Here is a 22,448-nt window from a genome sequence, read left to right as displayed (position 1 = left end):
GCCGCGGCCGTGCCACTCTCGTTCCACACCGTCCCGGCACCGTGTCTTGCGGAACTGTCGGTGGCCGCGTGCAGACTCGATGCATGCAGAACGAGGAGCCGCTCGAGTTCGGCGAGATCGCTCTCACCGGCTGGAACGCCCACACCGACAAGATGGCCGAGGTCGGCTTCCTGACCATCGCGGGCAGGCTCCCTTCGCTCGTCGGCCAGGCGCTGCGGATGGCCTGGGCCGCGAGCCCGCGCGACACCCTGGCCACGGTCGCGCTCAACCTGCTCGGCGGGGTGTTCACCGCGTTCGGCCTGCTCGCCACGACGGGGGTGCTGACGGCGCTGTTCAGCGAGGGCCCGACCCCCGACCGCGTCGTGGCCGCTCTGCCCAGCCTGGCGCTGGTGGCGGGCGCGGCGGTGCTGCGCACGGCGACGCAGGCGGGCGCGGGCTGGGCGCAGTCCCGCCTCACCCCGCAGATCACCCGCCACACCGAGGAACGCCTCTACAGCCTGACCAGCCGGGTGGAGCTGGTCGCCTACGACGACCCCGACTTCCACGACGCGCTCGAACGCGCGGGCAGCCGCGGCGTGTCCGTGGCCGACCCGGTGGTGGGCTCGGCCGTCGGCGTGGTGACCGCGGCCGTCGGCATCGCCGCGGCGGCCGGCGTGCTGGGCGTGCTGCACCCGGTGCTGCTCCCGCTCCTGCTGCTGGCCGTGCTGCCCGACGCCTGGGCCGCGGTGCGCAGCGCGCGGATGCGCTACTCGACGATGTACTCCCTGATCCCCGCCCGCCGCCGCAAGTGGATCCTCGCGGGCCTGCTCGCCGAGCGCGACAACGCGGCCGAGGTGCGCTCGTTCACCATGCGCGGCTTCCTGCTCCGGGTCTACGACACCGTCGCCCGCGCCGAGCAGGAGGTCATGCTGCGCCTGGCCCGGCGGCAGATGACGGCCAGGCTGGTCGGCGAGGCGCTCGGCGGCCTCGGCACGGGCCTGGTCTACGTCGCGCTCGGTGTGCTGCTGACCGTCGCCGCGATCCCGCTGGCGGTGGCCGGCACCGCGGTTCTCGCCATCCGCTCAGGTCAGTCGTCGCTGCTCAGCCTCATGTACGCCACCAACCGCCTCTACGAGCAGGGCCTCTACTTCACCGACTTCCTCGACTTCTGCGCCGACGCGGAGCGACGCCTGACCGGCCCCAGGCCGCTACCTGCCCCCGACACCTTCGAGCGCATCACGGCCGACGACGTCACTTTCACCTATCCGGGCGCCGAGTCACCGGCGCTGCGCGGGGTGTCGGTGGAGATCAAGCAGGGTGAGGTGATCGCGTTCGTCGGGGAGAACGGCTCGGGCAAGACCACCCTGGCCAAGATCCTGTCCGGCCTGTACGAACCCGACACCGGCACCGTCCGCTGGGACGACACCGACCTGTCCCAGGTCAGCCCCGAAGACCTGCGCACCCGCACCGCCGTCATCGCCCAGGACCACACCCGCTGGCCCCTGGCCGCCCGCTACAACATCACCATGGGCACCGACCGCGGCGAACCCGCTCTGCACGCCGCCGCCACCGTCGCCGGCGCCGACGAAGTCATCGCCGAACTCCCCCACGGCTACCGCACCCTGCTCGATCGCCGCTTCAAAGACGGCTGCGAACTGTCCGGCGGCCAATGGCAGCGCATCGCCGTCGCCCGCGGCTTCCACCGCGACGCCGACCTGCTCATCTGCGACGAACCCACCGCAGCCCTCGACGCCCGCGCCGAACACGCCCTCTTCGAACGCATCCGCACCCACGCCGACGGCCGCACCGTCCTGCTCATCACCCACCGCCTGGCCAGCGTCCGCTACGCCGACCGCATCTACGTCCTCGACCACGGCCACATCACCGAACAAGGCGACCACGACACCCTCATGACCCTCAACGGCCTCTACGCCGACCTCTACACCCTCCAAGCCGACGCCTACCGCTGACCCCCGGCCTGACCTCCCGGCCTGACCCCCCGGGTCTGGCCCCCCGGCCTGACCCCCCGGCCGCCATGAGGGGCGGCCATCGTTCAGGCCGGTGGCCGCGTGCGGCGGCGTCTCATGATCACAGCGTGCGCACCTCGTGCTCACATCGTGGAGGTGAGCCCTCGTCCGATCCGCAGCAACTCGGCGTCGACCGCCTCGGCGCCGGAATACTCCTCGGCGTACACCGGGCTGAAGCCGATCTCGGCCCACTGGCTGTCGCTCGTCCGCAGGAAGAGGGTGGGGGTGCCCTTCATGCCGTCCTCGCCGACGTGCTGCACGACCAGATAGCCGCTCCGGCCGCCGACGGTGACCGCCTCGCCGTCCGCTTCGTCGCGGTAGGCGGTGATCCGCCGCTCGACCTCCTCGACGGCGCTCCCCTCGTACACCGTGATCATGACCCTGTAGGAGCTCTTGTCGTCGCCCCGGTAGACGTAGGAGACGTGGTAGGTGTCGCCCCAGTCCGCCGACCGGCCCGACCACTCCAGCCCGTCGGGCAGGTAGCCCACCTTCATCCGCCCGAACTCCCTCCCGTCGCCCAGGTCCCCGAGGCTCGGCGGGGCCGACGGCAGGGGCGGGGTGTCGTCGATGGCGGGCGGTTCCGGCGCCGGGGTGGACGTGCTGCGCTCGACGGCCGTGGGCGTCGTACCGACGGTGAAGAAGGCGACGGCGGGGGTGGTGACCACGCACGCGGCCACGGACGCGGCCGCCGCCGCGATCCTGATCCTGCGTCTCCTCTCCCTGGTGGAGCGCACCACCCGGCCCATCAGGTCGGGCGCGGCGTGCAGTCCCGCCGTCCCCTCCGTCATGAGCCGGCGGATCTCCTCCTCAAGCGTGGGCATCGGTGATCGCTCCTTCCAGTGTTTCCCGGCCGAGCGCCGAACGGAGCTTGGCCATGGCCTTCGACGCCTGACTCTTGACCGTTCCGACCGAGCATCCGAGCACCTCGGCGGTCTGCGTCTCGGTGAGGTCCTCCCAATAGCGCAGGACGATCACCGCACGCTGCCGGGGCGGCAGCGCGCGCAGCGCGCCCATGAGCACCTGGAACAGGTCCGGGTCACCCGCCCGGACCGCCGTCTCCGGCGGGCTGTGCATGGGGATGATGGTCAGGATCGCCCGGCGGCGGGCGCGGTTGATGGCGGCGTTGACGATGACGCGCCGCACGTAGGCATCCGGATTGTCGTAGCGGGCCACCCGATCCCATTTGCGGTAGGTGCGCTCCAGCGCCGTCTGCAGCAGATCCTCGGCCTCCGTCGCGTCACCACAGGCGAGGTAGGCGACCCGCAACAAGCTCGTGGCACGTGCGGCCACGAAAGCGCCGAAGTCATGTTCCAGGTCACTCACGGTTCTCCGTCCGATCTCACGCCTTCTGACACACCTCGTCCCTCGTGACGGTTGCCCGATCGTGCGAACATTTCGCGGGCAACCGTTCGTACGGCCCAGCTGTGTGCATGGTTGTGACTTCGAATCGATGGAGCGAACCGATGACGTCCACGACCACGCCGGCCCGGCGGCTGATCATCCTGGGTGTCGCCCTGGCCGCGGGCGCCGCCGTCCTCGGCACGCCGGCGGCCGTCGCGGCCACGCCTCCTGAGGGGGCCTACTGGCACACCAGAACGCTGATGACGGAACCCCATCCTGGGCGATTCGGCACCAGAGCGCACCCCTATTCGCTGGTCGAGCGGTTCGTCGGCGTACGGTGGAACGCCCCCGACGGCAGGGCCTGGTACGGAGGTCAGAGACTGGGGACGCTGCCGAAGACCGCGGCGGACAGGAAGGCGTGGCGGCGCGACGGCTCCCCCTCCACGTGGAGCGAATCGCTCGACGGCAAGACGGTGAAGTTGTCCACCAAGCCCGGCCGAGGCTCGGTGAGCCCCGCGTTGAAGGGTCATGACCAGTTCGAGTTCGCGGGGCAGCGGCTGACCTACGACGAGGTCCAGCGCCTGCCCGCCGACCCGGCCCAGCTGAAGGCGTGGCTCATGAAGGCGGGCCAGGTCGGCAGGGAGATGGATCTGGCCGCCTGGGTCGAGGAGACCCTGCCGCTGCTCCTGCACGACATCCCCGCGCCGAAGCAGGTCCGTGCCGCGGCCTACCAGGCTCTGCTGTCCCTGCCGGGTGCCCGCGTCGACGGCGAGGCCAAGGACGAACTGGGCAGATCCGGCGCCGCCCTCGTGATCGACAGGCCGGGCGGTAAAGCGAAGGGGGCGCCGTCGACCAGGGTGCGGATGATCGTCGACACCGGCAGGATGGTGCTGCTGGCCGTGGACCAGCTGGGCACGTCCGGCGGCAGGGCGTCCGCGGAGTGGTCGTACCGGAAGACGATGGTCGAGGTCGGCTGGACCGACGCGCCGCCCGCCGCGCCGGCCCTGTCCTGACACGTCGGCCCTGTCCTGACGCGTCGGCTGGTCCAAGCGGCGGGCGGGACGGCTTGGGCGCGGCGGGCGCGTTTGGCGGGCGCGTCAGGCAGGGGGTGTCACGCAGGGCGCGGCAGGCAGGGCGCGGCAGGCAGGGCGCGGCAGGCAGGGCCGCGTCACGCAGGGCGTGTCAGGCGGCCGCGGCGGCTTCCAGGTTGAAGGCGCGTGGCGGGCCGGTGAGGGTCGCCTTCGCGTCGGCGCCGATCCGGTCGAGGATCTCGATCTCCCCCGCCTCCAGCCCGTCCAGGGCGAGCCGGACGAGGTCGGCCGGGTCCAGCAGCGTGCCTTCGCGGAATTCGACGCCGGCGTTCGCGGCGAAGTCCCGCAACGTCTCCGTGGCGATGAGCCCGGGGACGAGGGCGGCGACATGCGTTCCCTGGCCGGCCAGTTCCACCCGGACACCGTTGGTCAGGCCCCACTGCGCGGACTTGGCGGCGGCGTAGGCGGTGTTGCCGTCGACGGTGGTCCAGGCCACGGCCGACAGGACGTTGAGGATGGCGCCGCCGCCGTTGCGGGCCAGCACGGGAGCGAACGCCCGGATCATCGCGAGGGTGCCGTAGTAGTTCGAGTCCATCGTCAGCCGGATGGCGTCGAGGTCTCCGGTCACCAGGTTCCCGCCGGCGGTGAACGCGGCGTTGTTGATGAGGAGGTCGACGTCGGTGGCGACGGCGGCGGCCGCCTCGACGGACTCCTGGTCGGTGATGTCCAGGCGCAGCACCTCGGCGCCGGGCACGTCCACGAGTTCGGGACGGCGGGCGGTGGCGTAGACCTTCGCCCCGCGCCGCAGCAGTTCGACGGCGAAGTGGTGGCCGATGCCGCGGTTCGTGCCGGTGACGAGCGCGGTGGCGCCGTGCAGTTCCATCGGTGACTCTCCTGAGATCCGACCTGCTGACCCGGCGATCGTAAAATGACCGCTGGGTCAAGTTGACTCCGCGAACCTATCCGCAACATGACCTCTCGGTCAACTTGCTAGACTCCCGCCTGTGACCAGTCCTGATCGCCGCCCCCTGCGCGCGGACGCGGCACGCAACCGCGAGCTCCTTCTGGCCGCGGCGGCGGACGAGTTCGCCGAGCGGGGCATCGACGCCTCGATGGCCGACATCGCCCGCCGGGCGGGTGTGGCGAAGGGCACCGTCTTCGCCCACTTCGCCACGAAGGAGGAGTTGATCGCCGCGATCGTCGGCGACCACTTCGCCGCGCTCACCGCCGTCGCCCGCAAACTGCTCGACTCGGCCGATCCCGGGGCGGCGCTGCTGGAGTTCCTCACCGTGGCCGCGGGCGGGCAGCGGCAACACGACCTGGCGTTCCTGCAGACGGTCGCCGAGGGCGACTCCGAGGTGACCGAACTTCGGAACGCGTTCCACGCGAGCATCGGATCGCTGGTCGACCGGGCCCGCGACGCGGGCGCCGTCCGGGCCGACATCACCGGGACCGACGTCCTGCTGCTCATCTGCGCACCGGTGCACGCGATCGGCTTCCTGGCGAACCCGGAGCCGGACCTGTGGCGGCGCTACCTCGCCATCATCTTCGACGGGTTGCGCCCCGAGGGCGCCAACCCCCTGCCCCGACCGGCGCCGAGCTGGCCCTGACCGGCGCCTGCGGCCGCCATGGCCAGGGGATGCGGGGGGTCAGGCCACGGTGACGTCGAGGAAGATCGGCCGCTTGCCCGCGAGCAGCGGGGTGCCGTCCTCGTCGGTCATCTTCCAGTAGATCTTGCAGCGGCCGGGGGAGCCGGCGGCGCGCACGCGCACGGTGATGTCGACCGAGTCGCCCGGCGCGACCGGCCCGATCCCGACCCGCTTGGGCGCCTTGCATGGCGTGTCGTTCATCCGGGTCAGATAGCGCCCGTGCCACGGGATGTTGCCCGTGTTGCGGATGCGCCAGGTCTTGTCGAAGGACTCGCCCGACTCGACGACGGTGCCGTCGGGGTAGGTCACGTCCTTCTCGAACTTCGAGTCGTCGAACGGCACGAGGGACGGGGACGTGCTGGGTGGGGTGCTCGGCCCGGTCTTGGCGTCGCCGGTGATGAGCGGCAGCACCCAGCCGATGAGAATCGCCGCCACCCCCACCACGCCGGTGACGGCCGCCAGCACGGTCAGCCGCTTGCCCGACGCGGGACGACCGGGGGAGGCGGCGGCCGGGGCGGGCTGATGATCGGTGGACGGGCCGGACCCGGGCGGAGGGTCTGCGGGCGGGAGCTCGCCGTCGGTGGACCGCGGGCGGCCGTCCGTGGAGGTGCGCCGGTGATCGGCGGATGGAGATCGTCGTTCCGCGGACGAGGAGTCCTGGCCCGTGGACGAAGGCCGGTGCTCGGCCGAAGGCGCGTGCTCCCGCGAGGGCTCGCCGGTCGACGCCGGCGGCCCGGACTGGGCGGGCGTATCGGTGGACGGTGGCAACGGCCCGGACTGGGCGGGCGAGCCGGTGGACGGTGGCGGCGTCCCGGAGTCGGCCGGCGCGCCTGGCGCGGCGCCTTCACGGTGGACGGGACGGTCGGGCGCGGTGCCCTCGGCCGGCCCGGTCGGACCGCCGTCGCTGTAGCCGAGGTTGGCGGCGCGTTCCCAGTGGGTGCGCCACTCGCGCCGGACCTCCTCCGGGTCTCCGCCCAGCCGGTCGACGGCCAGGACCCGGACGAACTCCCAGGTGGTCTCCCAGCTCGGCAGCGCGCTGCCCCGGGCCGCCGCCGCCAGCGACGACTTCGAGGCCGCCGCCCCGAGGCGGGAGGCCATGTCGGCGAAGGACGGGTCGCCCGCCCGCTCCTTGAGCTCCCAGAGGCGGTGGGCGAACAGCGCGACGGGGCCGGACCCGGGATCCGGCCGGATGGGCCTGCGCCCGCGCCGGGTTCCCGTGCTGTCGTCCCGTGATTCGGGCGACTCCGTCATCACACCCCTGCTTCGATCGACCGCCCCGCTACGGCTTCCATCGCATCACACCAAGAGCAAGGGAGGCTACCAAACGCCGGGTCAGAGTGTGCGGCGGCCCAAGACGGCCCCAAGGCGGCCCCGAGGCGGCCCCGAGGCGGCCAGGTGACGGCCCCGTGACGGCGGTGCGGCGGCCCTGGGACGGCGGAAACGACGCGGATGGCGGCCGTTTCGGCGCAAGTCGCCTCATTGTTGGGCGAACGGGGCGGCGGATGGTGCCGGACGGTGATGAACGCTTGACGGGAAGCGTCCGGCCGGTTAAACGACAAGCTATGACGACGGTGACGACACGGCTCCGCAACGCAATGTCCAACCTGGACCTCGGCATCGTGCTGCTCGTGGCCGCCGCCGTCAGCATCCTCGATCTGCTGGAGGTGTTCGAGGACGGGCAGTCCGACAAGCTGATCCTGCCGGTCCTGGCGCTGCTCGCGTACGTGTGGATCAGGGACAGGAACCGGCAGGCCAGGGTCGCCGAGCAGATCACCGCCATGTCGCGGGCCACCGACGGGATGTGGACGTTGCTGTCCAGCGGCGACTCCGTCAAGTCGCTGAACGGGGCGGCCATCACCCGCTTACTGGCCGAGGCGCGCAAGGACAGCGATCTGTGGCTGTTCAAGGGCGGCACCGGCACCTACATCCGGGCGGTCACCCTGCCGGAATGCGTGGAGCGCGCGATCCACACGCGGAGGCGGATGCGCTTCCTGCTCGAACTGCTCGACCCGACGAACGAGGCGTTGTGCGCGGCGTACACGCAACTGCACCGCAGCCTGTCGTCCGACGGCGCCGAGGAGAAGGGATGGACGGCGCTCGACACGCGGAAGGACGTCTATGCCACCATCCTGGCGGCATGCTGGTACCAGCAGCGCAACGGCCGGCTGCTGGACCTGAAGATCGGGCTCTCCGACACCTTCTCCCTGTTCCGCTGCGACCTCACCTCGACCCACCTCGTGATCACCCAGCGCGGCCCCGAGTTCCCCGGGCTGGCGATCCCGCGTGACAGCGCCCACTACCACCCGTGGAACGTCGAGCTGGAGACCAGCCTCGACCAGACCCGGCTGCTGGAGCTGGGCCGGGCGCCGCAGCTCAGCGCCCAGCCCACGGTGGCGGAGACGCGGGAGCTGTTCGTGGCGCTGGCCATTCCGCTGACGGATGAGTTCACGGACTCCGACGTGAAGGCGATCGCCCGCGGCGCGCTCAGCCGCGTCGACCCCTACCAGGGGCGGGTGCCGGTGCCCGCCCCTTCGATCAACTGAGATCGCGAGATCGCCGGCCTTCCGGTGGCGATCGGCGTGATGGTCGGAGTGGTGGCCGGAGTGGCGGTCAGACCACCACGCCGGCGGGCCCGGTGAGCATCGTGGTGCCCGCCCCGGCGAAGTTCGCCAGGTCGGCCACGGCCGCCTTGCCTTCCTCGCCGGACATGGCCGCGCCGAACGCCGCCTCGTCGTCGAAGGTCAGCACCGCGACCAGATGGTAGGCGGGCGGCCGGCCCCCTGCCGCGGCGGGACGTGTGACGGTGTACGAGCGCAGCCCCGGCAGCCGGGCCGCCAGCGGCGCGTGCGTCTCGTCGTAGTGCTTGTCGAAGGCCTCGGCGCTCTCGGGGTGGTTGTAGAGAACGATGAGCTGAAATGCCACGGTCTGCCTCCACGGTCGGGTTGTGCCTACGATGAAACCTCCCCCGGAGCCCGCGCGATAGGCCCGGCTCCGCTCCCACCTCTACTGACGGCCTGGCCGGGCCCGCCGTCGCCCCCGACGGGCTGGACGGCGAGGCCCGGCCAGGGGCGGACGGCGGCGGCCGGGGCCGGACACGGGGCCGGCTCGGGGTCAGCCCAGCCAGCCGGGCGCGACCAGGACGGCCCAGGCGGCCAGCGGGCCGACCAGGACGATCACGGCGCCGTAGGCGAGGAGTTTGCGGTAGAAGTCGTCCCGCGCCATGCCCCTGACGTTGGCCACCAGCAGCGCCCCCGTCGTCGAGAACGGGCTGACGTCCACGATCGCGGACGACACCGACAGCGCCGCGATCATCGCGATCGGACCCAGGCTGCCCTGCGACAGCAGCGGCACGGCCAGCGGCACCAGCGCGCCGAGGATGCCCACGGTCGAGGCGAACGCCGACACGACGCCGCCGACGTAGCAGATGAGCAGCGCGACCAGCAGCGGGATGCCGATCGCGGCCACCGCCGAGCCGACGTAGTCCACGGTGCCGATCTCCTGGAGCACGCCCACGTACGTGACGACGCCGCAGATCAGCAGCACGGTCGGCCAGGCCACCCGCTCGACGGCGCCCTTGTTCGTCTTGGGGGAGGTGAGAGAGAGGACGACGGCGACGGTGACGGCGGTCAGGCCGACGTCCAGCTTGAACACCAGCACGGCCACGCAGAGCGCGACGATGCCGGTCAGCGTGAGCGCCTGGTGCGGGGTGAGCCGCAGCCCGCCGCCGGTCGTGGTGTCCCGGGTCGTCGCGGTGGTCACCCCGCCACCGCCGGAGGCGCCGGACGTCTCATCGCCGTCCGGGCCGGCCACGGACGAAGCGGCCCCGGACGAAACAGCACCGGACGAAATAGCCCCGGACGGGGCGGGGGCGCCGGGCAGGGACTCCAAGGTGCCGCGCCGCAGCAGTTCCCGCCCGCCGAAGACGAAGAAGACGACCACCGCGGCGGCGGCGTTGAAGGCGAAGCTGGCGAGGAACAGCACCAGGTTGTTCCCGGGCAGGTTCGCGTCGGCGGTGACGCCGTTCACGATCCCGCCGAGCACGCTGATCGGCGAGAACGCCCCCGCCTGCGTCCCGTGCGCGACCATCAGCCCGATCAGCATCGCGTGGATCCGGTACTCGGCCGCGAACCCGAACGCGATCGGCGCCAGGATCGCCGCCACCGCGGGCGCCGGCGCCCCCACGGCCGTGAGCAGCGCGGAGATGACGAAGACGACGGGCGGGATGGCCGCCAGCCGCCCCCGTACGAGATGCACCGCGGCCCGGACGAGCCAGTCCACGGTGCCGTTGTTGGTGGCGATGGCGAACAGGAGCGTCACCCCGACGAGGATCACGAAGAGGCTGCCGGGGAAGGCGTCGAGGATCTGGTCGGTCTCCATGCCGGCGGCCAGCGTGCCGACCAGGAAGGCGCCGACGAGGGCCAGCGCTCCCAGGTTCACGGGGAAGAGGGTGGCCACGACGAACATGACGATGAGGGCGAGAATGGACAGGAGCTCTGCGGACACTGCGTACTCCGATCTCCCCCGAACGTGTTATGGCAGCCCGGCCGCCCTGTGAATCAGCTCGACCGGGTGAAGAGCGGTGCGGGACGCGCCGTGGGCGATCTGCTGGCGGCACGAGACCCCCGTGGCCGCGAGCAGCGTGTCGGGCGAGGACGCGGCGATCGCCGGGAAGAGCCGGAGGCCGCCGATCTTCATGGACAGGTCGTAGTGCTCGGCCTCGAAGCCGAACGATCCGGCCATTCCGCAGCAGCCGGCGTCGATCTCCGTCACCTCCGCCCCCGGGATCCTGGACAGCAGCGCGTACGTGGCGGTGGTGCCGGTGACGGCCTTCTCGTGGCAGTGGCCGTGCAGCAGGATCCGGCGGTCCTTGAGCGCGTCCCCGAGCACGAGCGAGCCGTCGTCGATGGCCCGCACCAGCAGTTCGGGGACGAGCCTGGCCCTGGCCGCGACGGCGGCCACCCGGGGGTCGCCGGGGAGCAGGGCGGCGTACTCGTCCTTGAGGGTGAGCAGGCAGGACGGTTCGAGGCCGACGATGGGGACGTCGGAGGCGGCCAGGCGGCCGACCAGGTCCGCGGCCATCGTACGAGCCTGGTCGAGCAGGCCCTTGGAGAGGCTGGAGCGCCCGCAGCAGCCCTTCGACTCCAAGCGGACCCGGTAGCCGGCGCGTTCCAGCAGTTCGACGGCGGCGCGGCCGACGGCGGGCTCGGTGAAGGTGGTGAAGGAGTCGGCCAGCAGGATGACCTCGCGCCCGCTCTCGGGCTCGGGGCGGCGGGAGAACCAGCGCGGCAGGGTGTCGCGCCGGAAGCGGGGGAGGGGGCGGCGCCGGCTCAGGCGGAGCGGGCCGCGTACGGCGCCGGCCAGCCAGTTCGACAGCGGCGCGGTGGCCGAGCCGAGCCGGTTGAGCGTCCTGATCGCGCCGAAGGCCCGCGAGCGCAGCGGCACGCCGTGCGTCTGCTGGTACTGGTGCAGGAACTCGCTCTTCATCGCGGCCATGTCCACCCCGAGCGGGCACTCCGACTGGCACGCCTTGCACTCCAGGCAGAGGTCGAGGATGCCGTGCAGCCGCTCGTCGCCCAGCTCGCGCCGCGGGTCGGGCGCCGACAGCGCCTTGACCAGGGCGCCCGCCCGGCCGCGGGTGGAGTGCTCCTCCTCGCGGGTGGCCATGTACGACGGGCACATGACGCCGGTGTCGTCCTTGCGGCACACGCCGATGTTCATGCACCGGTCGGCCGCGGCGTACATGCCTCCCGGGCCGAAGGAGAGCGTGGTGGCCAGGGGCTTCGGCTCGGGCCGCGCGGGGTCGCGCAGATGGTCGGTCATCGGCGGCGCGTCCACGATCTTGCCGGGGTTGAGCCTGCCATGGGGGTCGAAGATCTGCTTGACCCGCCGCATCGCCTCGTAGATCGGGTCGCCGAACAGCCGCCGGTTGAACTCGGAGCGGGCCAGCCCGTCGCCGTGCTCGCTGGAGTTGACGCCGCCGTGCCTGGCGGCCAGCTCGGCGACCTCCTCGGCCACCGCCCGCATCGTCTCGATCCCGCCGGGCGCGCGCAGGTCGACGAACGGGCGGATGTGCAGGCAGCCGACCGAGCAGTGGCCGTAGAAGCCGGCGTTCAGCCCGTGGCGGTCGAGGATCCGGGCGAACTCCTCCACGTACGGCACCAGCCGGTCGGGCGGCACGGCCGTGTCCTCCACGAAGGCGAGCGGCCTGCGGCTGCCGACGCTGGAGGCCATCAGCAGGCCGAGTCCCGCCTTGCGCACCTTGAGCACCGCCCACTGCTCCCGCGCGGTGACGGCCTTGAGCGTGTGGTAGCCGTGGCCGTTCGCCTTCCAGGTGGCGGCGAGCTTGCCGACGCGGTCGGCCACCTCGGCCGGCCCGTCGCCGAAGAACTCCACGAACAGCAGCGCCCGCGGCTCGCCCTCCAGGATGTCGCCCAGGCCCGCGTAGTCCACCCGCTGCCTGGACAGGTCGAGGATGGCCTTGTCCAGCAGCTCGACCGAGGCGGCGCCGAACGACAGGGCGTCGGCGGTGGCGGCGATGGCGGCCGGGGTCGAGGTGAAGTGGCCGACGGCGATGGCCTTGGCCCTGGGCAGCTCCACCAGCCCCACCGTGGCCTCGGTGACCACGGCCAGGGTGCCCTCCGAGCCGACCATCAGCTTGGTCAGGTCGCCGCCGGCGGCGGCGTCGAGCCGGTAGCCGCCCGAGTGCCGCCAGAAGCGCGGGAAGCCCGACAGGTCGAGCCCGCCCAGCACCTCGGCGACCGCGCCGTTCAGCCGGGCGTCGGTGGCCAGGTCGGGGGTGGTGGCGTCGGCGAGCACGACCCGCAGCGCCCGCACGTGGTCGATGGTGGAGCCGTACAGGACGGAGTGGCTGCCGGCGGAGTTGTTGCCGATCATCCCGCCGATCGTGGCCCGGTTGCTGGTGGAGGTGTCGGGGCCGAACATCAGCCCGTGCTTGCGGGCGGCCCGGTTGAGCTGGTCCTGAACGACGCCGGGCTGCACCCGGGCGGTGCGGCCGTCGATCTCCAGGATGCGGTTCATGTGCCGGGAGAAGTCCACGATCACCGCCGCGCCCACGGTCTGCCCGGCCAGGCTGGTGCCCGCCCCGCGCGGCAGGACCGGCACGCCCAGCTCGCCGCAGGCCGCGACCAGGGCCTGCACGTCGTCGGCGTGGCGGGGGAAGGCGACGGCCAGCGGCTCGATGGCGTACATGCTGGCGTCGGAGGAGTAGAGGTGCCTGGTGTAGGGGTCGTCCCTGACGTCACCGGACAGGATCGGGGCCAGCTCGCGGGCCAGGCTGTCTGGTCGCGCCAGGCTCATCGGGCGGCCTCCAGATGGGCCAGCGCCGCCCTGACGCCGCCCTCCTTGATCGGCACTCCGGCCGCGCGCAGCCCCATCTCGACCCCGCTCAGCGTGCCGGCCAGCATGAGGTCGTTGAAGTGGCCGAGATGCCCGATCCTGAAGACGCGCCCGGCCAGCCGCCCGAGACCCGTCCCGAGCGACATGTCGTAGCGCTCCAGGATCAGCCGCCTGACCGCGTCGGCGTCGTGGCCGTCCGGCATCAGCACGGCGGTCAGCGAGCTGGAGTGTTCGCGCTCGTCGGCGCAGAGCACCTCCAGCCCCCAGCCGCGCACGGCCAGCCTGGTCGCCTCGGCGTGCCGGTCGTGCCGGGCGAACACCTCCGCCAGGCCCTCCTCCTCCAGCATGACGAGCGCCTCGCGCAGCCCGTACAGCAGGTTGGTGGGCGGGGTGTACGGGAAGAAGCCCTGCCGGTTGGCCGCGATGATCGGATCCCAGTCCCAGTACGAGCGGGGCAGCCGCCCCCGGCGCGCCAGAGCCTTCTCGCTGACCGCGTTGAAGCCGATGCCCGGCGGCAGCATCAGCCCCTTCTGCGAGCAGCCGACGGTCACGTCCACGCCCCACTCGTCGTGGCGGTAGTCCATCGAGCCGAGTGACGAGATCGTGTCCACCAGCAGCAGCGCGTCGTGACCGGCCCGGTCGAGGGCGTCGCGGATCTCCGGGACGCGGCTGCGCACCCCGGTCGAGGTCTCGTTGTGCACCACCATGACGGCGGCCACGTCGGGGGTCAGGCGCTCGGCCAGCGCGGCGGGGTCGGCGCCGTGCCGCCAGTCGCCCGGCACCAGGTCCACGACCAGGCCCAGCCGGGCGGCCATCTCGCACCACAGCGAGGAGAAGTGCCCGGTCTCGAACGCCAGCACCTTCTCACCCGGCGACAGCGTGTTGACCAGCGCCGCCTCCCAGGCGCCCGTACCGGAGGAGGGGTAGACCACGACGGGGCCGCTCGTCGCGAACACGACCTTCAGCCGCTCCAGCAGCTGGCCCGCCAGCCGGGCGAACGCGGGCCCCCGATGGTCGATCGTGGGCTGGGCGATCGCGCGCAGCACCCGGTCGGGGACGTTCGTCGGCCCGGGGATCTGCAGGAAATGCCGGCCCACCGTCTTCACCTCCGTGCCATCACACGGCACAGCGTGCCGCCGTGCGGTTCATTAACATTAAAATCAGCCCGTAGAGGAGTCAATGATGCAGAACGTGATCAACGCCCTCCGGGTGCTCGAAGAGGTCGCCGCGCGCCAGCCGATCGGCGTCGGCGAGCTGGCCAGAGAGCTCGGCCTGCCGAAGAGCACGGTGCAGCGCTCGCTGCGGACGCTGAACGAGGCCGGCTGGATCAGGCCCGCCGGGGGCGAGGTCACCCGCTGGCAGGTCACCAGCAAGGCGCTGCAGATCGCCCGTACGACCGAGCTGGGGCTGCGTGACGCGGCCATGCCGGTCATGGAGGAGCTGCGCCAGCGCACCGGCGAGACGATCCACCTCATGGTGCCCGAGGGCGACGCGGTCGTGCTGATCGAACGGCTCGAGACCGACAAGCCGCTGCGCATCGTGCTGCCGCTCGGCATCAGGCTGCCCCTGCACGCCTCGGCCAACGGCAAGGCCGTCCTCGCCCACCTCCGCCGCCCCGCCGGCGCGCTGCTCGGCTACACCGGCACCACGATCACCGACCCCGACGCGCTGCGGGCCGAGCTGGACGGGGTGCTCGCGCGAGGCTACGCCGACAACCGGGGCGAGTGGCGCTCCGACATCGCCGCCGTCGCCGCCGCGGTGCTCGGCCCCGGCGGGCCGGTCGCCAGCCTCAGCGTCTCCACCCCGGCCAGCCGCATGCCGGAGGCGCTGCGCGCCGAGTACGGCAAGCTCGTCACCCAGGCCGCCAGAACGCTGACCGAGTCACTCGGCTGATGGAGACGCCGACGGCGAGGCCGGCTGAGGGGGCGGAGCGGTGGCCGGGGACGTCGGGGACGGCGGGGCCTGGGGCGCGGCCGGCAGGTCGGCGAAGTGGCCGGTCCGCGTCTTGACCGGCACCATCAGCCGCACCGGCTTCGCGTCCTTGAACGTGAACGTCATCGGCACCGTCCCCGCCCGCACGCCGCTGACCGTGCCGAGCGGCTGGTTGCCGGTGCCGACCGGCTGGTTCGGCGGCAGCGCGAGCGGCCCGGCGAGCTGGACCGAGCCGCCCCCCTCGACCGTGATCCGCTCGACCTGGTCGGGCCGCCCGGCCTCGTTGACCAGCACCCCGAACAGGGTCTCCGGCGGGGCGGAGGCGTCCTGGCCGGCGCCACGCAGCAGGAAGATGTTGCGCAGACGCAGGCTGTCGCCCACGTCGGCGTTCGCGCCGTCGTTCTGCGGAACTCTGTTGGCCTCGTCGAGCCCCGCCTTCGCGCAGCCGCCGGCCGCCAGGGCGAGGGCCAGGGCGAGCACGGCGCGGACGACGGGACGCGGGCTGAGACGCGGGACGGGACGCGGGCTGGGACACAGGGTGAGACGCGGGGTGAGACGCGGACGCATCGCTAGGTCCTCCTCATGCGGCAGAGCCCTTCCGCTACCCCCGGACACCCGCCGCAACCAGGCACGATCCCCCTCGCCCGCGTGCGCGCGCGTGCCGCCGATCCGCGCCGATCCGCGATCACTTCGCCTCGTGACCGTCGATCATCCTTGATGTACCGTCACCGTTAACGCGCGACCTACCCCAGGAGCGGTAGATGGTTGAGCAGCAAGGACCCGACGCGACAGGTCAGCAGAAGAGACGGCAACTGGTCCGGGCGGTGATCGCCTCCGCCGTGGGGACCTCGATCGAATGGTACGACTTCTTCCTCTACGGCTTCGCCGCCAGCACCATCTTCGCGGAGCTGTTCTTCCCCACAAGCGACCCCACGACGGGCCTGCTGCTCGCCCTCGGCACCTACTTCGGCGGCTTCGCCGCCCGCCCCATCGGCGCGGCGATCTTCGGCCACTACGGCGACCGCATCGGCCGCAAGGCCACCCTCATCATCACCCTGCTCAGCATGGGCATCGCCACCGCCCTCGTCGGCCTGGTGCCCACGTACGAGCAGATCGGCATCTGGGGCGGCATCCTGCTCACCCTGCTGCGCCTGCTCCAGGGCATCAGCGTCGGCGGAGAGTGGGGCGGCTCGGTGCTCCTCGCCACCGAGTGGGGCAAGTCGCGCGGCGGCAAGCGCGGCTTCCTCGGCAGCTGGCCGCAGTTCGGCGTGCCCGTCGGGCTCGTGCTCGGCTACCTGGCCCTGCAGGTGTTCCAGCCGATCGACCCCTACTGGGGCTGGCGCATCCCGTTCCTGCTCAGCATCGTGATGGCGGCCGTCGGCCTGTACATCAGGCTCGGCATCCTGGAGACGCCCGTCTTCGCCAAGCTCGTCGCCGAGAACAAGGTCGAGCGGGTGCCCGTACGCCAGGTGCTGGCCAAGAACTGGCGCGAGATCGTGCTCAGCGCGCTGCTGCGCACCGGCCAGCAGGCGCCGTTCTACATCTTCACCGTCTTCATCCTCACCTACGCCACCAAGACCCTCGGCTTCGAGGCCGGCGACGTCTACACGTACGTCATCGTGGCCGGGCTCGTCTCCCTCGTCACGGTGCCGTTCTGGGGCTACATCTCCGACCTCGTGGGCCGCCGGCGGCTCTACATCGTCGGCGCCGCGCTCATGGTGGTGTGGTCGTTCATCTACTGGCCGCTGCTCGACACCCGCGTCCCGTCGCTGGTCTTCCTGGCCATCGTGCTGGCCGCGCCCATCCATGACATCCAGTACGGGCCGCAGGCCACGTTCATCGCCGAGAGCTTCACCGGCCGGCTGCGCTACAGCGGCGCCTCCCTCGGCTACCAGCTCGCCTCACTGACGGCCGGCGGGCCCGCGCCGCTGATCGCGGTCTGGCTGTACGCGACCTATCAGAGCTCGTTCGCCATCGCCGTCTACATGGCGATCTGCTCGGTGATCAGCATCGTGGCGGCGTTCGCCCTGAAGGACCGCTCGCAGCAGGACTACGCGGTCGAGTACGACGAGGTGAAACCCACGACCGGATAGCCGCGCTCATCCGCCCGCGACCGGCACGCCCTGCGCCCTTCAGACCGCGCGCAGGGCGTGCCGGCCGGTCCGTCCCGTCAATTACCGGGTGAGCAGGCTGCGCAGGGCGGAGACCACCTCGGCCGGGGCCTCCTCGGCCATGAAGTGGCCGCAGCCGACCGTGCGGTGGTCCAGGTCGGACGCCCAGGCCCGCCACCGCTCGGCGGCGTCGAACCCGAGCGCCGCCCCCCAGTCCTGCTGCAGCACCGTCACCGGCATCCCGAGCCGCCGGCCCGCCCGCCGGTCCTCCTCGTCGTGCTCGACGTCGATGGTCGCCGTGGCCCGGTAGTCGGCCACGATCGACGGCACCGCCTCCCGGGACGCCTTCAGGTACGCCGCGCGTACGTCCGCCGGGATCGCGTCCGGGTCCTTGACCCACAGATCGAGGAAGTACCCGAAGAACGCGTCCGCCTCGGCGGCGATCATCCGCTCGGGCAGGCCCGGCGGCTGGGCCATCAGATACAGGTGGAAGCCGACCGCCGCCGCCCGGCCATGCATGACGTCCCAGCTGTCCAGGGTGGGCAGCACGTCCAGCGAGGCCAGATGGGTGACGACGCCCGGGTGGTCGAGCCCGGCCCTGACGGCGACCAGCGCGCCCCGGTCGTGCCCGGCCAGCGCGAACCGGTCGTACCCGAGCGCCTCGGCCAGGGCGACGACGTCGGCGGCCATGGTGCGCTTGGAGTAGGTGGTGCCGTCCGCGTCGGCCGGCGGCTTGTCGCTGTCGCCGTACCCGCGCAGGTCAGGACAGATGACGGTGTGATCGGCGGCCAGATCCGCGGCGACGTGCCGCCACATGAGATGAGTCTGCGGAAACCCGTGCAACAGCACGACCGGGCTCCCCGACCCGCCGACCGCGACGTTGAGCGCCACACCGTCGGCGACGGTGACGCGTTTCCCGGCGAACCCCGGAATGGTGAGTGACATGTCGGCTCCTCGCCGTCTCGAACCCGTCTCGCTACGGCCCCCACCCTGCCCACCCCCACTCAGCAGCCAGTCAGCACGCGGTCAGCCGGCTTCACCTGGGTGGATAGGTTGGATGGCGATGGTGACATTCGGGGTGCTGGGCCCGCTGACGGCCCGCGACGACCGGGGCCCGATCCGGCTCAAGGGTCCGCGGCACCGATCCGTGCTGGCGCGGTTGCTGGTGGCCAGGGGCCGGGTGGTGCCGGTGTCGTGGCTGATCGACGACCTCTGGGACGTTCCGCCCGCGGGCGCGCTCGGAGCCCTGCAGACCTTCGTCGCCGACCTGCGCAAGGCGCTCGAACCCGGCCGCCCGCCCCGCGCCCCCTCCCGCCTCCTGATCACCTCACCTCCCGGCTACGCGCTGCGCACCGATCCCGGCGAGGTGGACGCCCTGCGCTTCGAGTCGCTGCTGGCCCAGGCCGCCGACCTGCCCGCCGAGCAGGCCCGCGAGTCGCTGGACACGGCGCTCGGGCTGTGGCGGGGGCCCGCCTACGCGGAGTTCGCCGACCAGGGCTGGGCCGCCGGCGAGGCCGCCCGGCTGTCCGAACTGCGCCTTCTGGCGGTGGAACGCCGCGCGTCGGCGGTGCTGCGCTCGGGCCGGGCGGCCGAGGCGATCCCCGACCTTGAGGCCCACGTGACCGGCCACCCGCTGCGCGAGGACGGCTGGCGACTCCTGGCCCTGGCGCTGTACCGGACGGGCCGGCAAGGGGATGCGCTGGGAACGTTGCGGCGAGCCAGGAAGGCGCTCAGGGAGGAACTCGGCGTTGACCCCGGCGAGGACCTGCGTCACCTCGAAGCCGACATCCTCGCCCAGTCCCCCCACCTGACGGCCGGCCCGTCGGATCACGGCTTCTCCGACGCGACGACACCGGATCCGGGCCCCCGGGTCCTGCGCGCACCCGACGCCCTTCGAAACGAGCCGGACCAGCCGGCTGCCGGGCCCGCCGACCAGATCCCGCGCTCACACCGGCCGGGCGCCGGCGGGCGTCCGTTCGTGGGGCGCGTTGCGGAGTTGGGGGAGCTGGAGCGGGCCGCGGCAGGTGTGGTGGCGGGGCGCTCGGGACTGGTGCTGGTTTCGGGCGCGGCGGGCGCCGGCAAGACCGCGCTGGTATGGACGCTCGCCCGGCGGCTGGAGCGCGTCGGCTGGCACACCGCGTGGGGCAGCAGCCCCGAACTCCCAGGCGCCCCCGCCGCCTGGCCATGGGCCCAGATCCACGCCGACCTGACCGCCGCCGCAAGGGACGCCAGCCCCGCCACGACGGACGCTGCGAGTTCGTCTGTGTCGGTCAGGGATGAGGGGGACAGGTGGGGAGAGGGCTCGCAGGGTGTGTGGTTCAGGCGGCGGCGGGGGATCGTCGCCGCCATCGCCGCCTTCGCTGCTGAGCGACCGCTGCTGCTCGTCCTCGATGACCTGCACTGGGCGGACGAGGAGACCCTTGCCCTGCTCACCATGCTGGCCGCCGAGCTCGGTCCCGCTCCGGTGCTCGTCGTGGGGACGTACCGCTCGACCGAGATCTCACCCGGGCTGGGCGAGACGCTGGGCAGGGTCGCGCGCGCCGAACCGACGCGGATCTATCTGGGCGGCCTCACCGAAGCGCAGGTACGCGAGCTGGTCAGGGTCATCGCCACCCGCGAGATGAGTGACGGCGACGCCCGCACGATCCACGCGCGCAGCGGCGGGAACCCGTTCTTCGTGCGGGAGCTCACGAGGGTGTGGGAGAGCGAGGGTGAGCAGGCCCTGCACATCGTCCCGGCCGGGGTGCGGGACGTCATCCGCCACCGCCTGGCCGCGCTGCCGGACGTCACCCGCACGCACCTGCGCCAGGCCGCCGTGCTCGGCGACGAGGTCGACCTCGACGTGCTGATCCCGCTGACGGGAGCGGGCGAGGACCGGGTGCTGGACTCGGTGGAGTCCGCCCTGCTCGCGGGCTTCCTGGTCGAGCGGGACGCCGACCGGTCGCGGTTCGCGCACGCCCTGGTGCGGGAGGCCCTGTACGAGGACATCCCGCACGCCCGCCGCGCCCGCTGGCACGCCACGGCCGCCGGGATCGTCGAACGTCTGCGTCCCGGCGACGTGGAGACCATCGCCCACCACTGCCTGCGCGCCCAGGGCCGGGCCGGCGCCGCCCGTACGGCCCGCTACGCCCGTGCGGCGGCCGAGCGCGCCGAACGGAGATCGGCCCCGCACGAGGCGGCCCGCCTGTGGCGCGAGACGCTGGCTGCCCTGGACCAGATCTCCGCCGAGCGCCGGGATGCCGCCCAGATCGGCGAAGACATGCTCTCAGTCCAAAACGGTGGTGGCGGTGATGTCAGAACGGCCGGTGGCACCGATGCCGGTGGCATCAGGTTCGGCGGTGGCGGTGATGTCGGCATGACCGGTGGTGTCGATGGTGGTGGCGTCAGGAACAGCGGCGGCGGGGGTGTGCGGGAGCGGCTGGTGGCGGTCATGGGGTTGGGCAGGGCGCTGGCCGTGTGTGGGGAACTGCCGGAGTCGCGGCGGTTTCGGGCCGAGGCGGTCGGTGCGGCGGAGGCGATCGGGGATCCGGTGCTGACCGCGAAGGTGATCGGGTCGTTCGACGTGCCCGCCATCTGGACCGCCAACGACGACCCGGCCCTGTCCGCGCGGCTCGTGGACGCCGCCGAACGTACGTTGGCCGCTCTGCCTCCCGGGCACGAGCGTGAGCGGGCCCGGCTGCTCGTCACCATCGCGATGGAACGGCGCGCCGACCCCGGGCGGCGCGGGGAGCGGGCGGCGCGCGAGGCCGAGGAGATCGCGCGCAGGTCCGACGATCGGACCCTGCTGGCCTATGCGCTCAACGGCCGCTACATGCAGAGCTTTCATCGGGCGGGGCTCGCCCCTGAGCGCGCCGCGATCGGCGCCGCGCTGCTCGGGCTGTCCGACGGGCATGACGAGATGGTGACGTTCGCGGTGCTGGGGCGGCTGGTCCTGCTCCAGGCCAGTGCCGCGCTCGCCGACCTGGAGGCGGCGGGCCGGCACGCGGAGGCAGCCGACCGGCTCGCCGAGCGTCATGACCTTCCGCTGGTGGGGGTCTTCACCACCTGGTACGCCGCCCTCCGCCTGGCCGTGCTAGGCCGTACGGACGAGGCGCGCACCGCCTACCGCACGGCCGCCGCCCGCCTCGGCGGCACCGGCATGCCCGGCGTGGAGGACGGCATCCTGCCGCTGGCCCTCCTCTGCCTGGAGGTGGGTGACCTGGCGAGGTCCAAGTCGTCCAGGGAAACGGCCGACCGTCGCCGGTGCCAGGAAGCCGGGGATGCGGTCGATCCCGGTTGGTGCCCGGAGGCGGGGGAGGGGGTCGATCTGGGTCGGTCCCGGGAGACGGCGGTCGGGGCGTGGTTCTGGCGGGATGGGGGGCCGGACGGGGTGGTAAAGCTGGCGCAGGCTGAGTGGGGGCCGTACGAGAGGTGGGCCAGGCCGTTGGTTCTGCTCGCCCAGGGCCGGCGCGGCGAGGCGTTCGAGGCTGCCCGCGCCGTCCCGGACTCACCGCCCGACCTGCTGTTGGAGGCGCGGACCTGCCTGCACGTCATCGCCGTCGTGGCGACCGCAGAAGGGCCGATCGACCCCGCCGGTCGCCGGCTGCTCGAACGGCTCCGTGAACGGCTGTTGCCGGCCGAAGGGGAGCTGGCCGGCGCGGGCAGCGGGCTGGTCACCCTGGGCCCCGTCGCCCTGTATCTCGGTCACCTGGCCGCGGCCCTCGGTAGGCAGGACGAGGCCGCCGGATATTTCCGGAAGGCGACTTCGGTGGCCGGAGCCTGAGCGGCTCCGCCGTCGCCGGCACCGAAAGTTTCGGGCAAGTTTACGGGAGTCGAGTGTCCCAACCCACCGTGAGCTGCGGCGGGACTGAAACGAAACAACCCGTAACACAGCAGGTTGGCGGCACTCTTGACACGCCATGACTGGCCCTTTATGTTGCCGCAATATTAAATGGATTTACCTCGAAAACTTTCGGCGTCAGCCCCGCGCGACCACCACCCGCTCTCGCCGCGGACGGCGCCGTCGTTCGGCCGAAGGGATGG

At 72.4% G+C, this 22,448-nt stretch carries 17 protein-coding genes; 7 read left to right on the top strand and 10 right to left on the bottom strand.

What is annotated here, in order from left to right:
* Positions 1 to 83: 83 nt before the first annotated feature.
* Entirely contained in the window at positions 84 to 1,949 is a 1,866-nt protein-coding gene (locus tag OIE67_RS32705; RefSeq protein WP_326627705.1) for an ABC transporter ATP-binding protein, read from the top strand.
* A gap of 140 nt (positions 1,950 to 2,089) precedes the next feature.
* On the opposite strand, the gene OIE67_RS32700 is transcribed toward OIE67_RS32705, so the two are convergent.
* Positions 2,090 to 2,827 (bottom strand): hypothetical protein, encoded by a 738-nt coding sequence (locus OIE67_RS32700; RefSeq protein ID WP_326627704.1) that lies wholly within the window; start codon positions 2,825 to 2,827, stop codon positions 2,090 to 2,092.
* Positions 2,814 to 3,329: a SigE family RNA polymerase sigma factor gene (locus tag OIE67_RS32695; RefSeq protein WP_106245859.1), complete on the bottom strand. Its 516-nt coding sequence runs from the start codon at positions 3,327 to 3,329 to the stop codon at positions 2,814 to 2,816. The genes OIE67_RS32700 and OIE67_RS32695 overlap by 14 nt, the downstream gene beginning before the upstream one ends.
* A gap of 140 nt (positions 3,330 to 3,469) precedes the next feature.
* On the opposite strand from OIE67_RS32695, the gene OIE67_RS32690 reads away from it, so the two are divergent.
* A complete protein-coding gene (locus OIE67_RS32690) occupies positions 3,470 to 4,360 on the top strand; it encodes a hypothetical protein (RefSeq protein WP_326627700.1) in 891 nt (296 codons plus the stop codon).
* A gap of 169 nt (positions 4,361 to 4,529) precedes the next feature.
* Here the strand turns inward: OIE67_RS32690 and OIE67_RS32685 are convergent, their stop codons facing one another.
* Entirely contained in the window at positions 4,530 to 5,261 is a 732-nt protein-coding gene (locus tag OIE67_RS32685) for an SDR family NAD(P)-dependent oxidoreductase (RefSeq protein WP_326627698.1), read from the bottom strand.
* A gap of 121 nt (positions 5,262 to 5,382) precedes the next feature.
* Here OIE67_RS32685 and OIE67_RS32680 point away from each other — a divergent pair, with 121 nt between their 5' ends.
* Positions 5,383 to 5,988 (top strand): TetR/AcrR family transcriptional regulator, encoded by a 606-nt coding sequence (locus tag OIE67_RS32680; protein ID WP_326627696.1) that lies wholly within the window; start codon positions 5,383 to 5,385, stop codon positions 5,986 to 5,988.
* A gap of 39 nt (positions 5,989 to 6,027) precedes the next feature.
* On the opposite strand, the gene OIE67_RS32675 is transcribed toward OIE67_RS32680, so the two are convergent.
* Positions 6,028 to 7,278 carry an NBR1-Ig-like domain-containing protein gene (locus tag OIE67_RS32675; RefSeq protein ID WP_326627694.1) on the bottom strand — a complete coding sequence of 417 codons (1,251 nt, stop codon included), beginning with the start codon at positions 7,276 to 7,278 and terminating at the stop codon, positions 6,028 to 6,030.
* Positions 7,279 to 7,589: 311 nt separating this feature from the next.
* Between OIE67_RS32675 and OIE67_RS32670 the strand changes: the two genes are divergently transcribed.
* Positions 7,590 to 8,570, top strand: coding sequence for a hypothetical protein (locus OIE67_RS32670; RefSeq protein ID WP_326627692.1), 981 nt, complete (start codon positions 7,590 to 7,592; stop codon positions 8,568 to 8,570).
* A gap of 67 nt (positions 8,571 to 8,637) precedes the next feature.
* Here the strand turns inward: OIE67_RS32670 and OIE67_RS32665 are convergent, their stop codons facing one another.
* The 4 genes from OIE67_RS32665 to OIE67_RS32650 all read right to left on the bottom strand — a co-directional run bounded on the left by OIE67_RS32665 (position 8,638) and on the right by OIE67_RS32650 (position 14,480).
* Entirely contained in the window at positions 8,638 to 8,949 is a 312-nt protein-coding gene (locus OIE67_RS32665; protein WP_326627690.1) for an EthD family reductase, read from the bottom strand.
* A gap of 189 nt (positions 8,950 to 9,138) precedes the next feature.
* Positions 9,139 to 10,530, bottom strand: coding sequence for an SLC13 family permease (locus OIE67_RS32660; RefSeq protein WP_326627687.1), 1,392 nt, complete (start codon positions 10,528 to 10,530; stop codon positions 9,139 to 9,141).
* 27 nt (positions 10,531 to 10,557) lie between these two features.
* Positions 10,558 to 13,344 (bottom strand): FAD-binding and (Fe-S)-binding domain-containing protein, encoded by a 2,787-nt coding sequence (locus OIE67_RS32655; RefSeq protein WP_326627685.1) that lies wholly within the window; start codon positions 13,342 to 13,344, stop codon positions 10,558 to 10,560.
* On the bottom strand, positions 13,341 to 14,480 hold the full coding sequence (locus OIE67_RS32650) for a pyridoxal-phosphate-dependent aminotransferase family protein (RefSeq protein ID WP_326627683.1): 1,140 nt from the start codon (positions 14,478 to 14,480) through the stop codon (positions 13,341 to 13,343). Before OIE67_RS32650 ends, OIE67_RS32655 begins: the two co-directional genes overlap by 4 nt.
* Before the next feature lie 82 nt (positions 14,481 to 14,562).
* Between OIE67_RS32650 and OIE67_RS32645 the strand changes: the two genes are divergently transcribed.
* Positions 14,563 to 15,276 carry an IclR family transcriptional regulator gene (locus tag OIE67_RS32645; protein WP_326627681.1) on the top strand — a complete coding sequence of 238 codons (714 nt, stop codon included), beginning with the start codon at positions 14,563 to 14,565 and terminating at the stop codon, positions 15,274 to 15,276.
* On the opposite strand, the gene OIE67_RS32640 is transcribed toward OIE67_RS32645, so the two are convergent.
* Positions 15,265 to 15,882 carry a copper chaperone PCu(A)C gene (locus tag OIE67_RS32640; protein WP_326627679.1) on the bottom strand — a complete coding sequence of 206 codons (618 nt, stop codon included), beginning with the start codon at positions 15,880 to 15,882 and terminating at the stop codon, positions 15,265 to 15,267. The genes OIE67_RS32645 and OIE67_RS32640 overlap by 12 nt on opposite strands.
* Positions 15,883 to 16,076: 194 nt before the next feature.
* On the opposite strand from OIE67_RS32640, the gene OIE67_RS32635 reads away from it, so the two are divergent.
* Positions 16,077 to 17,408, top strand: a complete 1,332-nt coding sequence (locus OIE67_RS32635) for an MFS transporter (RefSeq protein WP_326627677.1) — start codon at positions 16,077 to 16,079, stop codon at positions 17,406 to 17,408.
* A gap of 81 nt (positions 17,409 to 17,489) precedes the next feature.
* Here the strand turns inward: OIE67_RS32635 and OIE67_RS32630 are convergent, their stop codons facing one another.
* Positions 17,490 to 18,371: an alpha/beta fold hydrolase gene (locus OIE67_RS32630; protein ID WP_326627676.1), complete on the bottom strand. Its 882-nt coding sequence runs from the start codon at positions 18,369 to 18,371 to the stop codon at positions 17,490 to 17,492.
* A 112-nt stretch (positions 18,372 to 18,483) separates the two neighbouring features.
* On the opposite strand from OIE67_RS32630, the gene OIE67_RS32625 reads away from it, so the two are divergent.
* On the top strand, positions 18,484 to 22,188 hold the full coding sequence (locus OIE67_RS32625; protein ID WP_326627673.1) for a BTAD domain-containing putative transcriptional regulator: 3,705 nt from the start codon (positions 18,484 to 18,486) through the stop codon (positions 22,186 to 22,188).
* Positions 22,189 to 22,448 lie beyond the last annotated feature (260 nt).

Source organism: Nonomuraea fuscirosea (assembly GCF_035917475.1).
GTDB lineage: Bacteria > Actinomycetota > Actinomycetes > Streptosporangiales > Streptosporangiaceae > Nonomuraea > Nonomuraea fuscirosea.
Note: the sequence above shows the minus strand (reverse complement) of the source record. Positions and strands in the feature narration are given on the sequence as shown.

What these genes read in the sequence shown, in the direction of transcription:
- OIE67_RS32670 (WP_326627692.1), top strand. Translation starts at nt 7,590, where the DNA reads ATGACGACGGTGACGACACGGCTCCGCAACGCAATGTCCAACCTGGAC.
- OIE67_RS32690 (WP_326627700.1), top strand. Translation starts at nt 3,470, where the DNA reads ATGACGTCCACGACCACGCCGGCCCGGCGGCTGATCATCCTGGGTGTC.
- OIE67_RS32645 (WP_326627681.1), top strand. Translation starts at nt 14,563, where the DNA reads ATGATGCAGAACGTGATCAACGCCCTCCGGGTGCTCGAAGAGGTCGCC.
- OIE67_RS32635 (WP_326627677.1), top strand. Translation starts at nt 16,077, where the DNA reads ATGGTTGAGCAGCAAGGACCCGACGCGACAGGTCAGCAGAAGAGACGG.
- OIE67_RS32655 (WP_326627685.1), bottom strand. Translation starts at nt 13,344, where the DNA reads ATGAGCCTGGCGCGACCAGACAGCCTGGCCCGCGAGCTGGCCCCGATC.
- OIE67_RS32675 (WP_326627694.1), bottom strand. Translation starts at nt 7,278, where the DNA reads ATGACGGAGTCGCCCGAATCACGGGACGACAGCACGGGAACCCGGCGC.
- OIE67_RS32630 (WP_326627676.1), bottom strand. Translation starts at nt 18,371, where the DNA reads ATGTCACTCACCATTCCGGGGTTCGCCGGGAAACGCGTCACCGTCGCC.
- OIE67_RS32700 (WP_326627704.1), bottom strand. Translation starts at nt 2,827, where the DNA reads ATGCCCACGCTTGAGGAGGAGATCCGCCGGCTCATGACGGAGGGGACG.
- OIE67_RS32685 (WP_326627698.1), bottom strand. Translation starts at nt 5,261, where the DNA reads ATGGAACTGCACGGCGCCACCGCGCTCGTCACCGGCACGAACCGCGGC.
- OIE67_RS32705 (WP_326627705.1), top strand. Translation starts at nt 84, where the DNA reads ATGCAGAACGAGGAGCCGCTCGAGTTCGGCGAGATCGCTCTCACCGGC.
- OIE67_RS32625 (WP_326627673.1), top strand. Translation starts at nt 18,484, where the DNA reads ATGGCGATGGTGACATTCGGGGTGCTGGGCCCGCTGACGGCCCGCGAC.
- OIE67_RS32640 (WP_326627679.1), bottom strand. Translation starts at nt 15,882, where the DNA reads ATGCGTCCGCGTCTCACCCCGCGTCTCACCCTGTGTCCCAGCCCGCGT.